13 protein-coding genes are annotated in these 13734 nt (G+C 56.5%); all 13 read right to left on the bottom strand.

Translation table 11 applies throughout. The annotated features are described in order from the left end of the window. Positions 1-17: 17 nt before the first annotated feature. The gene (gene fliE, locus C2846_RS01800; RefSeq protein WP_080049870.1) at positions 18-350 is read right to left on the bottom strand and encodes a flagellar hook-basal body complex protein FliE; all 333 of its coding nucleotides are present in this window, start codon (positions 348-350) and stop codon (positions 18-20) included. A 141-nt stretch (positions 351-491) separates the two neighbouring features. After that, the gene (locus C2846_RS01795; RefSeq protein WP_231705605.1) at positions 492-1886 is read right to left on the bottom strand and encodes a sigma-54-dependent transcriptional regulator; all 1395 of its coding nucleotides are present in this window, start codon (positions 1884-1886) and stop codon (positions 492-494) included. Positions 1887-1900: 14 nt separating this feature from the next. Further along, positions 1901-3103, bottom strand: coding sequence for a sensor histidine kinase (locus tag C2846_RS01790; protein WP_080049868.1), 1203 nt, complete (start codon positions 3101-3103; stop codon positions 1901-1903). Positions 3104-3217: 114 nt separating this feature from the next. Next, positions 3218-4687: a sigma-54 dependent transcriptional regulator gene (locus C2846_RS01785; protein ID WP_080049867.1), complete on the bottom strand. Its 1470-nt coding sequence runs from the start codon at positions 4685-4687 to the stop codon at positions 3218-3220. 227 nt (positions 4688-4914) lie between these two features. After that, positions 4915-5211, bottom strand: coding sequence for a flagellar protein FliT (locus tag C2846_RS01780; RefSeq protein WP_165443742.1), 297 nt, complete (start codon positions 5209-5211; stop codon positions 4915-4917). Positions 5212-5221: 10 nt separating this feature from the next. After that, the gene (gene fliS, locus C2846_RS01775) at positions 5222-5608 is read right to left on the bottom strand and encodes a flagellar export chaperone FliS (protein WP_080049865.1); all 387 of its coding nucleotides are present in this window, start codon (positions 5606-5608) and stop codon (positions 5222-5224) included. Positions 5609-5830: 222 nt separating this feature from the next. Then, positions 5831-6199 (bottom strand): flagellar export chaperone FliS, encoded by a 369-nt coding sequence (fliS, locus tag C2846_RS01770; protein WP_080049864.1) that lies wholly within the window; start codon positions 6197-6199, stop codon positions 5831-5833. Continuing rightward, positions 6196-7659, bottom strand: coding sequence for a flagellar filament capping protein FliD (gene fliD / locus C2846_RS01765; RefSeq protein WP_080049863.1), 1464 nt, complete (start codon positions 7657-7659; stop codon positions 6196-6198). Before fliD ends, fliS (C2846_RS01770) begins: the two co-directional genes overlap by 4 nt. 83 nt (positions 7660-7742) lie before the next feature. Beyond that, positions 7743-8132, bottom strand: a complete 390-nt coding sequence (locus C2846_RS01760) for a flagellar protein FlaG (RefSeq protein ID WP_080049862.1) — start codon at positions 8130-8132, stop codon at positions 7743-7745. A 74-nt stretch (positions 8133-8206) separates the two neighbouring features. After that, on the bottom strand, positions 8207-9394 hold the full coding sequence (locus tag C2846_RS01755) for a flagellin (RefSeq protein ID WP_119700529.1): 1188 nt from the start codon (positions 9392-9394) through the stop codon (positions 8207-8209). Between the two features lie 210 nt (positions 9395-9604). Further along, the gene (locus C2846_RS01750) at positions 9605-10765 is read right to left on the bottom strand and encodes a flagellin (RefSeq protein ID WP_119700528.1); all 1161 of its coding nucleotides are present in this window, start codon (positions 10763-10765) and stop codon (positions 9605-9607) included. 187 nt (positions 10766-10952) lie between these two features. Further along, positions 10953-12134 (bottom strand): flagellin, encoded by a 1182-nt coding sequence (locus tag C2846_RS01745; protein WP_080049859.1) that lies wholly within the window; start codon positions 12132-12134, stop codon positions 10953-10955. Positions 12135-12444: 310 nt separating this feature from the next. Further along, complete coding sequence (locus tag C2846_RS01740; RefSeq protein WP_119700527.1) at positions 12445-13635, bottom strand: flagellin; 1191 nt, start codon at positions 13633-13635, stop codon at positions 12445-12447. Positions 13636-13734: the final 99 nt, after the last annotated feature.

Genomic DNA, 13734 nt, shown 5'->3' with positions numbered 1-13734 from the left:
GGGTCGGCGTTGGCTGATCAGATGGGCATCTTCATGATGTCTTCGTAGGCATTGATCAGGCGATTGCGCACCTGCGTCATGGCCTGGAAGGCAACACTGGATTTCTGCGCGGCGATCATCACATCGGTCAGGTCGATTCCCGGCACGCCGCGCTCGAAGCCGCTTTGCAGCTCACTGGTGGTCTGTTGCAACTCGTTGACCTTGTCCACCGCCTGCTTGAGCACGTCATCGAATGCCGGTGCATTGACGTTTTGCTGTACCTGGGCCGGTGCCTGCGGTTTGCCCATGGCTTCCATTTGCATGGAACGCATCTGCAGCATCAGTCGGTTGAATTCTACACCCTGGGTCATCGTAACCTCCAAGCCGTGATTTTTTTGACGGCGTGTATCGCTTTGAGGTTAGTTCAGCAAGATTGGTGCCAGGTTACCAAGCAACAGCATAGAGCGTGGTGTTCTGAACTGGGCGCGACACTCCCAGGGGATTACCCGGACTCAGTACGCCACCAGATCCCGCTCAACATCAAACCCGGCATCACGCATCTGCGCCAGCTTGTAGCGCAGGGTACGAGGACTGATACCCAGGCGCTCGGCGGCTTCCTTGCGTCGTCCACGCTCAGCGCGCAGCACGTCAATGATCAGTTGGTACTCGCGCTGACGAACGCCAGTTTCCAGGCGTTCAGGCCCGGCAGCGACAGGAACCGCAGGAATCGCCGGCGCTTCGGCCGTCGAGAACTGTACCAGCGGAGCCGCCGCCAGTCCCGGCGGGCCAGCCAGACAGAGATCCGCAGCGGCGATGAGCCCACCCTGTTGTAGAATCAGGGCGCGTTGTACAGCATTATCCAGTTCACGCACATTGCCTGGCCAGGGGTGGCTGCGCAAGGCCTGACAAGCATCCTCGGCAAAGCGCACACCAGTCTGTTTCATCTTGGCTGCGTGACGGGCCAGCAAACGTTCGGCAATTGGCAAAATATCGCCGGGACGAGCACGCAACGGCTGCCACTGCAGCGGAAAGACTCCGAGTCGGTAATACAGATCTTCACGGAAACGCCCAGCCGCAACCTCGGCAGCCATGTCCCGGTTGGTGGTAGCAATGACCCGGATATCCAGGTCAATCAACTTGCGCCCCCCCACCCGCTCCACTTCACGCTCCTGCAATACCCGCAACAGCTTGGCCTGAAGACCCAAAGGCATTTCGGAGATTTCATCGAGCAACAGGGTGCCACCATTGGCTTGCTCGAACTTGCCGGGCTGCGAGGCAACCGCACCGGTAAAGGCCCCCTTCTCATGGCCGAACAGGGTAGCCTCGAGCATATTCTCGGGTATCGCCGCGCAATTGATCGCGATGAAGGGCTTGTCGGCCCGTGGCGACTGCTGATGAATGTAGCGCGCAAGCACCTCCTTGCCTGTGCCCGACTCACCCGAGATCAGTACTGTCGAATCACTGACGGCAACCCGTTGCGCCAGCGCCAGCAATTGCTGACTGGCCGGTTCGACCGCCACCGGCCCCTGGTCAGCACTGGATTGCAACTGACCCTGAGCGTACTGGCGCACCAATGAAGTCAGAGCCTCCGGTTCGAAGGGTTTAACCAGATAATCCACCGCACCATCACGCATGGCGCCCACAGCCTGGTGTACGGTGCCGTAGGCCGTCATCAGCAGCGTCGGCACTTGCGGATAGCGGTTGCGCAGCGTACGCAACAGCGCGTGACCATCCATGCCCGGCATGTTCACGTCACTGACCACCATGGCCACCGGTTCACGCGCCAGAAGAGCCAGGGCGGCCTCAGCGCTTTCAGCCTCGCGATAGGCATAGCCTGCCAAGGCCAGGGTATCGACCAACGCTTCGCGCAGCGCCTGATCATCTTCCACCAGTAGAACTGGCAGCATCTTCTGAGTCATGATTACTCCTCCCCACCAAGCTGAATCGGCAATAGGACTTCGGCGCAGGTACCCCGACCGACCTTGCTGCGCAAATGAAACGCTCCACCGTGCGCCCGCACCACCGACTTGACCACCGCCAGTCCCAGACCGGTTCCCTGGGGCTTGGTGGTATGGAACGGCTCAGCCAGGCGCGCCAACAATTCGGCACTCATACCTGGACCGTTATCCACTACACACAGACTCAACTGCCCTTCCAGCCGCCGCGCCACCACCTTGAGCCCTGAGCTCATCGAACCGGCCTGGCAGGCATTTTCCACAAGGTTGAGCAAGGCACTGACCAAGGTTTCGGCATTGCAACGCAGCCACCCCTGCGGTGGGCACAGGTCAACCCAGCGGCACTTGATCCCGGCCTGCTCCAGCACCGGCTCGGCCTGCAGACGCAAGCGCTCGAACAATGCCGGCGGCGTCAAACGATCCTCCAACGGCAAGTCGCCTCGGGCGAACAGCAACATATCGCGCACCTGCTGCTCCATGGCCTGCAGCCGATCCTTCAGGCGCAGACTGAAACGTTGGCGTTGTTCAAGACTCAGAGCGTCATCACCCAGGTGACTGGCATACAGCAGCGCCGTCGACAGCGGTGTACGAATCTGATGCGCCAAGGAGGCAACCATGCGCCCCAGCGCCGACAAGCGCTCATGGCGGGCCAGACGAGCCTGCAACTCCCGGGTTTCGGTAAGATCGTTGATCAGAATCAGTTGGCCCGGCTCGCCACGCAAAGACCGGGTAGCAAGCGAGACCCGCCGACCACTGCGCAGCGAAACTTCATGGTAATCATCTTCGCGCGGGGCAAAGCGCTCTTGAATCAGGTCACGCCAGAGCTGACCTTCCAATGGTTCACCCAGCAGTTCACGCGCCACCGGATTAGCCTCGCGCACCACGCCCCGACCATCGAGTACCACCACGCCACCCGGCAACAGATCCAGGAGATTTTGCAGACGTGCCGTAACACAGGCTTTTTCCGCCAGCTCTTGGGTCCGCTGGGCATGCATATCGGCTAGTTGACGCTTGAGCGTATCAACCTGGGCCTCAAGCAAAGCATGGGATTCGATCAGTTGTGCAGAGACCTGCTCAAGCAGCGCGCGGCTCTGCTCGATACGCTCGGCCTGAACGGCCTCGGTTGGTGACTGCCTGTTATCAGGCAGCGAGTGTGCGGATACAGCCATGGGGCATCCCCTGATCGTTGAAACTCCGGTCAGGGAGGGCTTAAGCAAGCCCTATGCCACCAACTAATAAACAAGAAAAAACAACAAGTTACGAAAAAACAAGCAACTTAAACGTCAGTCTTCTGACGCATCGATTCCGCGATTTATGCCGTACTTGCGCATCTTCTCGACCAGCGTGGTACGCCGGATTCGCAAACGCTCGGCAGCCCGTGCCACGACCCCTGAAGACTCATCCAGCGCTTGCTGGATCAAGGTTTGCTCCAGACCACCCAGATACTCTTTCAGATCCAACCCTTCAGGTGGCAGGAAAGCTGGACTGTCCAGTCCAACCAGACCATTGAAGGCTTCACTGCGTTCATCTTCATCGTCACGCAGTTGACGCAGGTCCTCGTGATCATCTTCGACATAACGGAACTTTCGTGGCAACTCACCGACGCCAATGACCCCATGCGGATGCATGATCGCCATACGCTCGACCAGATTAGCCAGCTCACGTACGTTGCCCGGCCAGTCGTGCCGGCACAGCGACATGATCGCCGAGGTGCTGAAACGGATCGAGCCCCGCTTCTCGGTTTCCATCCGGGTAATCAATTCATTGAGCAGCAGAGGCAGATCCTCAATCCGCTCACGCATGGCCGGCATTTCGATCGGGAAGACATTCAGGCGGTAATAGAGATCTTCACGGAAGCTGCCCTGCTCAATCATTTTCTCGAGGTTCTTATGGGTCGCGGCAATGATTCGCACATCGGCGGTTTGTACCTTGTTGCTGCCAACCCGCTCAAAAGTCCGTTCCTGCAGCACCCGCAGCAGCTTGACCTGCATCGGCAGCGGCATGTCACCGATTTCATCGAGGAACAGGGTGCCCCCCTCGGCCAGCTCAAAGCGCCCGGCACGACTGGTAATTGCTCCGGTAAAGGCGCCCTTCTCATGACCAAACAGCTCGCTTTCAAGCAACTCGGCCGGAATCGCACCACAGTTCACCGGTACGAAAGGAGCATCCTTACGCCGTGAGTGGTAATGCAGATTACGCGCCACTACTTCCTTGCCGGTGCCTGACTCACCCAGAATCAATACGGTGGCTTCGGTGTCGGCAACCTGCTGCATCATCTGCCGCACTGCCTGAATCGGCCGGCTGGTGCCGACCAGACTACGAAACAGGTTAGGCTCGCGCTGACGCGGCCGGCTGCTGCGCTCATCGAAGACTTCGCGATAAACCTGGGCCCGGTGCAGAGTGTCGAGGAACTGGCTGTAGCTCAGTGGCGGCTCCAGCACCGCCAGCAGACGCTGACGCAGGTGCTCAGGCCAATGGCTGGCCTGGGCCGGGTCCAGCATTACCACAGGCAGGTTTTCATCCCACTTGTCCAATTGCCCAAGCAGGCCCTGAACACCATGGTCATGGTCACAGCGGCCGAGAATCACGCACTTGACCGAACCGGGCGACTCGAACTCGTCATTGACGTCGCGCTGCCAGTCCGAAGACGTGGAAATGACCGCCTCCTCCCCCAGGAACCCCAGAATCACACTCAAATCGTGACGATTCTGCGGGCAATCATCGATAAGCAAAATATGGCTATTGAGCAGCATAGCGTGGCAGACGTCCTGTTAACGCACGAGCGGCACCAGTGATTTTTGATAGCGGTGCGCCAGCTTTTTTTGAATGGCCCAAAGGTAGTCAGATTCGACACCAGAGTCAAATACTTGGCGCGGATAAGGTATCGCAAAACGCCCTTACCCGTTAGCCACACAGGACAAACGGTCAGGGCGAGCAACTAACGGGACAATTATAGCAATCGAGCGCAAAAATCCAGCGCTCAGGAGAACATCTGATAAACCTTGGCACCAGCCTTGCCGCGCTGCATGCCTTGCAGCTCCTCGGCCAGCTTGCCTTGGACCGCCTGGCACAGACCGATCACCTCCCGATAGGTGGCCAACAATCCGTCCAGAGTTTCCACCACCACCTGGTCATCACGCTCGGGCTGCTCCATGGCCTGGGCAACCTGCTGGCGGCACAGCTTGTCCAGTTCACCCACCTGCTCCCAGTCACCGGCACGCACCGCGGCGATCAGCGCTTCATGGGTCTGCTGCAACTGCTTGACGGCTTGAGCCATGACTATCTCCTTAGGCGGCGTGACGAATGCCATCCCAACCGATTTTGACTTCTCGCAACAACCCGGCCACTTCGTCGAGGATTGCCGGATCATTCTGCAGATTGGCAGCACTCAGACGCTGTTGCATGAATGCATACAAGTTATCCAGGTTTTCGGCAATCTCGCCACCCTGCTCCCGGTTCAAACCGTCGCGCAGGCCACCGATAATCGCTACAGCCTTGCCTACCAACTCCCCCTTGAGAGCCAGATTGCCATACTCCATTGCACCCTTGGCTTCAGCAATCCGGCGCAACCCACCCTCCATCAGCATCTGAATCAACCGATGCGGATCAGCTTCACTGATCTGGGCGTTGACGTTGACAGTTTGGTATTGCTTCATGGCGGCGTAGGCATTCATCGAGCACATCCTGAGTGAGTGTTGCACATACTTCCTGTATCGGCGGCCGGGAGAAAACTTTAGGGAAAATGTCAAAAACGCCGGCGGCGGAATCCTGCACGCCTTCAACCACGTCATCGCGAAGGCCGTAGGCCTGTGGCGATCCAACTGCCGGGGCGGGTACCGGTGGATTGCCACATCGGCGGATGGCCGCCTCATGCGACTCGCAATGACGAAATATGCTCAAGCCGGCTCGATGGCGTCCCAGCCGTCCTTGATCTGGGCCAGCAACAATTCAACCTCATCCAGGGTACGCTGCGTGTCATCCAGAGCCACACCTGCCAGCTTGCGAGTCATATAGTCGTAGAGTGCGTCCAGATTCTCGGCGATCTCACCGCCCAGCTCCTTATCCAAGGCTGCCTGCAAGGCACCAATGATGCTGATAGTGTTGCCAATAGCCACACCACGTCGCTCAACATTACCGGTTTCCAGAGCATGCCGGGCCAAACGTATCCGCTCAATAGCGCCAGCCAGCAACAGCTGGACCGCACGATACTGAGAGACTTCCTGGGAAACCTTGACCTGCTTGTAGGTGTCGATCGGATTGCTCATCGTTTCCTATCCTGTCTGACCACGCCCGGCAGATTGGACAACTGGTTTTCGAGATATTGGCTGGTCTGACTGAGCTGCCCTACCAGCATATCCATGGCGTTGAACTGCGCAAAAAGACGCGTTTCCATGGCAGACATCCTGCGATCCAGATCTTCACGCTGCTTATCGATATTCTTGAGAGTGGTCTGCAGCGACTTGGTACGTTGCTCGAGAATTCCACCGGTCTGTATATATGGCTCAGCGCGTGCTTCCAGGCGCCCCATCAAACCTTTCTCACCCGTCAGGAAACCCTGAACCTGATCGAAGTTACGCTCCAGCGCCTGATCCAGCTTATCGCTATCAATTTCCAGCTTGCCGTCCTGCTTGGTGGTAATCCCAAGATCGGCCAGAATACGAATATCACCAGAGCCTTGAGCATTGCCAAGCTCGGTGCGCATGGCACTGAGGAATGAACGTACGGTAGCGTCACCAACCAACGGTCCGGCCAGTGGCGTACCAGAATCACCGCCAACCTGGGTTACCCTGGTCAGCGAGTTGGTGGTATCGATCAGCTTGTTGTAGGCATCGACAAACTTCTGCAGGTTGGCCTTGACCCCGGCGCGGTCTTCAGCCACGGCCAAGTTGAAGGTATTGGCATTAGCAATATCCTCGGCCGACTGGGGTTTTTTGAGGGTCAGGCTCACACCTTCAATCACATCATCAATGGTGTTGCTGGCACTGCTCATCAGCAGGCCATCCACAGCAAAGCTGGCATCACGAGCAAAGCTGATCACCCTCGCGGCTCGCGGATCATCCGGATCCGCCGCAGGAGGCTGATAGTTGGTCGCAGTTGGATCAGGCGGGGTAAAGGCCAACCGACCCAGATCACCGGTGGCATTGGCCACTTCGACCTGGATATCTTTGCCTGAGCCGCTATTGGTAGAAGTCAACACAATGCGCGCCCCGCCAACCCCTGACGGATCATTGACGATAGCCGCGCTCAACCCTTTGTCGGCACCAGCGGCATTGATCGCATCACGGATCGCGCTAAGCGACTGCTTATCCTCACCGATCTGAACATTGATGACCTCGTCACCAACTGTGATGTTCAGCTCGCCCGTACCAACCTGGGTAGTGGCCGAATCGAACCCAGCCAGAGCCACCTTGCTGCTCTGGGCCAGGTTGAATACCTGAACACTGTAGTTGCCCGCTGCTGCGCTGGAAGTGGCCGTGGCGGTAAAATAGTCCGTGTTGGACGAGGTCGCGGTGCGCTTCTGGAACAACGCCGAATCATTGAGATTCTTCAGCGCAGTCTGAAAATCGGAAATAGCACTGCGGAACTGCCCCAGTGCAGAGAACTGTGCGGTGGTCTTGCTTTCCAGACGAGAGAGCGACGCGGCCTTGGGGGCACGTTCAGCGTCCATGATCGCTTTGACCATGGAGTTGATATCCAGCCCCGAACCAATACCGGTAATATTCATGCTACTCACCTCGTTGCCGTTTTCTTGACGGCATCAATGCCTGATGGGTTCACCCAGAGCTTTCAGGCAAGAAACGGGCCAGCTCAAGCCTCCGCTTCAAACAACAAGCTACGAATCTCCGATAGGTTCTCTGCCAGACGCAGAGCCTCCTCGGAAGGAATTTGACGGATCACATCACCAGTAGCCGCCTCGGTGACCCGGACTACGACTTGACCTGTGCCATCATCCAACTGGAAATTGATATCCCGCCGCACGCTCTGGACAAAGTCCTGCATGTCCGACACGGCTTTTTCCAGACTCTGGCGATCAGCCGGTTGGACATCAACTACTGCGGGAAGTGCAGTCTTGTTCTGATTATCTGGAGCCTCTGGCGCCTTGCCCGCTACCAGACTAATGACCTTACCGGCAGCCGCGCTGACAGCAGCACCTGCAGGCCGCTCAGCCCCCGGTGTTCCAAGCATTCCCATGTCCATGGCGGTATCCTCATTAAGGACAATGCGGGAGAAAGGCTAACACCTTTCCCCCGTCATTTCACATCCCGTCAATCTTACTGCAACAGGCTCAGTACCGCCTGCGGCAACTGATTGGCCTGAGCCAGAATAGAAGTGCCGGCCTGTTGCAGAATCTGATTCTTGGTCAGATTCGCAGTCTCAGCGGCAAAGTCGGTATCCTGAATCCGCCCGCGCGCTGCCGAGACGTTCTCAGCAATATTCTGCAGGTTGGCAATGGTATTCTCGAAGCGGTTCTGCACCGCACCGAGGTCGGCACGCTGGGAGTCGATCATACGAATCGCTTCATCAATCACCAGCACGGCAGCCTGGGCACCATAGGCAGAAGTGATGTCGATGGCACTGACAGTACTGTCGGCAGCCGCTGCGGCACTGGTGTCATCAAGCGCAATATCGCTCATCTCGACTTCGGCTGGCAGCGTGGTAAATTCAATATCCGTGACGGCCGGACCATCACCAGCAGCATTCGAGTTGGTAATTACCTGCCAATTATCATCCCCGTCTTTCTGCACACTCACACCCAGATTGGCGTCGTTAACAGCGGCCGCCAACTTGGCCGTGATAGTGTCGGCATCATCGGATGCATCCAGTTCAACACTCAGCTCCACTGGGTCAGCCACCCCATCCAGCGTCACCGCAATGACAGCCGTCCCCCCGACATAATCCGCCGGAGTATCGAATGTCGCAGCCCCAAAAGCCTCGGTATAAAAAGTTCCATTCAACGAACTCGAACTCATCTCGCCGATGCCGACACTGATAATCTCGTTAGCTGCGGAGCCAACCTGGAAGCTGGAAATACCAAAGTTGCCATCCAGCAGCTTGCGACCACCGAAGGTGGTGGTGTTGCTGATCCGGTCGATTTCCTTTTTCAACTGAGTGACTTCAGCATTCAGCGCTTCGCGCTCGGAAGTGCTGTTGGAGCCGTTGGCCGACTGCAGAGCCAGATCACGCATGCGTTGCAGAATATTGGTCGACTGCTGCAACGCACCTTCAGCGGTCTGCGCCAGCGAGATGCCGTCGTTGGCATTACGTACCGCCACGTTCAGGCCGTTGACCTGGCTGGTCAGGCGGTTGGCGATCTGCAGGCCGGCAGCATCATCCTTGGCGGAGTTGATGCGCGAACCGGTGGACAGACGCTGCAAGGAAGTCTGCAGTGAACTGGCCGAGCTGTTGAGGTTACGCTGGGTATTCAGCGATGCTACGTTAGTATTTACTGTCAAGGACATGGGTCGCCTCCACTGAAGCTATTTAAGGCTACTGCCTGGGTTGCGTCTCAGGCACCCACCACTTCCCAGGCACCGATAGAATCCGCATTCAGACAGGTTATCGACCAGGCTGGCTTAAGCTTTAGCCCAATAACGACTTTTTACTCATCCATGAGCAAGAAGCCGGGCATACGCCCGGCTTCTCAACATCAAAATGCTTAACCAGACTACTCAGCCCAGCAAACTCAACACAGCCTGCGGCAACTGATTGGCCTGAGCCAGGATCGAAGTACCGGCCTGCTGCAGAATCTGGTTCTTGGTCAGATTCGCAGTCTCGGCGGCAAAGTCGGTATCCTGGATACGACCACGGGCTGCCGATACGTTCTCGGCAATATTCTGCAGGTTGGCAATGGTATTCTCGAAGCGGTTCTGCACCGCACCAAGGTCGGCACGCTGAGAGTCGATAGTCTGAATCGCCTGATCAATGATCAGCACTGCTTTTTGCGCGCCATCTGCAGTAGTAATATCAATGTCTGAAACACTTTCATCAGTAATCGCCGCAGCAGCTGTATACGTACCAGCCGTTACTCCCGCACCATCAACCACAGCGAGTGAGGTAAGCGCATTAGCGCCATCGGTATCCTGCTGCGAGATGATGCTGATTGCATTGGTAGCCTCATCAACGAAGGCGCCCACTCCCATGTTGGCGTCATTGATTGCTGCGGCTATCTTGGCACTTACAGCCGCCACATCATCTCCCGCACTAATGGCGGCAGAAAAGCTGAAATTTTTACCACCTACTGTCGCAGTGATAGCCATCTCACCATCTTCGGCGGCAGTTGCAATAGTCGACGCTGCAATCGAGCCTTCATAATACGCCCCCTCAAGAGAAGAGCTGCTCATCTCACCGATGCCAACACTAATGATCTCATTGGCCGCGGAGCCAACCTGGAAGCTGGAAATACCAAAGTTGCCATCCAGCAGTTTGCGACCACCAAAGGTGGTGGTGTTGCTGATCCGGTCAATTTCCTTTTTCAGCTGAGTCACTTCGGCATTCAGCGCTTCGCGCTCGGAAGTGCTATTGGAGCCGTTGGCCGACTGCAGGGCCAGATCACGCATACGCTGCAAAATATTGGTCGACTGCTGCAATGCACCTTCGGCGGTCTGGGCCAGCGAGATACCATCATTGGCGTTACGCACTGCCACATTCAGACCATTGACCTGGCTGGTCAGACGGTTGGCGATCTGCAGGCCGGCAGCATCATCTTTGGCACTATTGATGCGCGAACCGGTGGACAGACGCTGCAAGGAAGTCTGCAGCGAGCTGGCGGAGCTGTTGAGGTTACGCTGGGTATTCAGCGATGCTACGTTGGTATTGACGGTCAGGGACATATAGTGCCTCCGATAGTGGCGATTGCCCAGTATCCACTCCATGGTTCGACCGAGGTCGGGCAACCATGAAATCTGCGTTCAATCCCTGTATCGGCAGCCACTGACAAAGCTTTAGGCCAGCACCGGCAATTCTTCGGTCAGCAAAAAGCCGGGCGCAGGCCCGGCTTTGCCCCACCACAAATACAACTTACTGCAACAGACTGAGTACGGCCTGGGGTAACTGATTGGCCTGAGCCAGGATCGAGGTTCCGGCCTGCTGCAGAATCTGGTTCTTGGTCAGCGTCGCTGTCTCCGCAGCAAAGTCGGTATCCTGAATCCGCCCGCGCGCTGCCGAGACGTTCTCAGCAATATTCTGCAGGTTGGCAATGGTGTTTTCGAAACGGTTCTGCACCGCACCCAGTTCGGCGCGCTGGGCATCGATAAGACGGATGGATTCGTCGATCACCAGAATTGCCGCCTGAGCTCCCGCCACATCGCGAATATCCAGGTCAGCAATAGTGTTGTCTGCCACCGGTGTAGCAGCCGACAGGTCAACAGTAGTGAATGTCGCACCTGAAGCTGGAGTGGAGTCACCAAAAGTGATGGTCTGCAAATCGCTGACCGTTGGATCATTGGCATCAGTGCGCGAAATCACCTGATAGTCACCATCAGCATCAAGGTGCACACCCACACCGATATTGGCGTCATTGATTGCCGCTGCCAGTTTGGCGGTAAGAAGATCACCAGTATCGCCAGCTTTCAGTTCAACCGTGATGGTTGTGTTCTTGCTGGTGTCAGTAAACACCAGATCAAGAGTAACCTGGGTATCGACAGTTACCGTACCAGCCGCATCACCAAAAGCTTCCGAGTAGAAGTTGGTTTGCAACGACTGAGCACTCATTTCGCCAATGCCAACACTAATGATCTCATTGGCCGCCGAGCCAACCTGGAAGCTGGAAATACCAAAATTGCCATCCAGCAATTTGCGTCCACCAAAGGTAGTGGTGTTACTGATCCGGTCAATTTCCTTTTTCAACTGACTGACTTCGGCGTTCAGCGCCTCACGCTCAGAGACACTGTTGGAGCCGTTGGCCGCCTGCAAGGCCAGATCGCGCATACGCTGCAGGATATTGGTCGACTGCTGCAGAGCACCTTCAGCGGTCTGTGCCAGCGAGATACCGTCATTGGCGTTGCGTACCGCCACGTTCAGGCCATTGACCTGACTGGTCAGGCGGTTGGCAATCTGCAGGCCAGCAGCATCATCCTTGGCGGAGTTGATGCGCGAGCCGGTGGACAGACGCTGCAAAGAAGTCTGCAGCGCATTGGATGAAGTATTGAGGTTACGCTGGGTATTCAGCGACGCCACATTGGTGTTCACCGTCAGGGACATGTCTTGCCTCCATTGTTGCCTGTTGCCCGTACCGCGATCACCAGGCAGCCATGCAATCTGCATTCAACGAATATTCGGCATCGATGCAGACGAACGACTGCATTGCCGCTTTTTAATGTCACAAGGTTGAATGAGCAGGAAGTGTGCCAACAACAATAAAGCGCCCAACCACGGCCACTTACAGCCAGCCAGACCGACTGACCAGCGAGATATTCCGGCAAACTTTTGCCGCGCAGGCAAGCGCCTGCCGCAAATACACACAAGCCGGGCATAAGCCCGGCTTGTGTTGAAAACCAACCCTACTGCCAGATCAGCCCAGCAGACTGAGTACCGCCTGCGGCAACTGGTTGGCCTGGGCCAGGATAGAGGTACCGGCCTGCTGCAGAATCTGGTTCTTGGTCAGGTTCGCAGTTTCCGCGGCAAAGTCGGTGTCCTGAATCCGTCCACGGGCGGCCGACACGTTCTCGGCAATGTTTTGCAGGTTGGCAATGGTGTTCTCGAAGCGGTTCTGTACCGCACCGAGGTCAGCGCGTTGAGAGTCGATCATCTTGATCGCATCATCGATAACCAGCACTGCTGCCTGCGCACCGGCTGCAGTAGTGATGTCAATGTCTTTGACACTGTTGTCAGTCGACACAGCAGGCGCTGCTGCTGTGACACCAATAGTGCCAACAGTCGTCGTACCAGCGTCCTGCACAGTCACACCAGTCAACAAACTGGCACCAGCGTCATTCGTCCTGGATACATAGTTGATCTGGAAGTCACCCGCAGTAGTACTCTCCTCAACGAAGGCACCCACACCCACGTTGGCATCATTCACCGCTGCGGCAATCTTTTCCAGAACCTGCTTATTAGTCTCACCCCCTTCAAAAGCAACTTTTACATCAACATTGCCAGTAGTAAGTGCAATCCTGAAAGTTGCCTCACCCTCGGTAACAGCACTAACAGTAGCACCAGTTAGCGCAGCGCTATTAGCGGTATAGTACGTACCTTCCAAAGAGCTGGAACTCATCTCACCAATGCCAACACTGATGATTTCATTAGCCGCAGAGCCAACCTGGAAGCTGGAAATACCGAAATTGCCATCCAGCAGCTTGCGACCACCGAAGGTGGTGGTATTGCTGATTCGGTCGATTTCTTTCTTCAATTGGGTTACTTCGGCGTTCAATGCCTCACGCTCGGAAGTGCTGTTGGAACCGTTGGCCGACTGCAGGGCCAGATCACGCATGCGTTGCAGGATATTGGTCGACTGCTGCAGAGCACCTTCAGCTGTCTGCGCCAGCGAGATACCGTCATTGGCGTTGCGCACCGCCACATTCAGACCATTGACCTGACTGGTCAAACGGTTGGCAATCTGCAGACCTGCGGCATCATCCTTGGCGGAGTTGATACGCGAACCGGTGGACAGGCGCTGCAAGGATGTCTGCAGAGAACTGGCCGAACTGTTGAGGTTGCGCTGAGTATTCAGCGACGCGACGTTGGTATTAACGGTCAAGGACATGTCATGCCTCCAGAGGACCTAATAATGTTTGCCTGAGCCTGCGCCTCCAAGGTGGGACTTGCCCAGGCACCCATAGAGTTCGCATTCGATTACTTTATC

Origin of the sequence: Pseudomonas jilinensis (assembly GCF_003586265.1) — a bacterium.
GTDB lineage: Bacteria > Pseudomonadota > Gammaproteobacteria > Pseudomonadales > Pseudomonadaceae > Halopseudomonas > Halopseudomonas phragmitis.
Note: the sequence above shows the minus strand (reverse complement) of the source record. Positions and strands in the feature narration are given on the sequence as shown.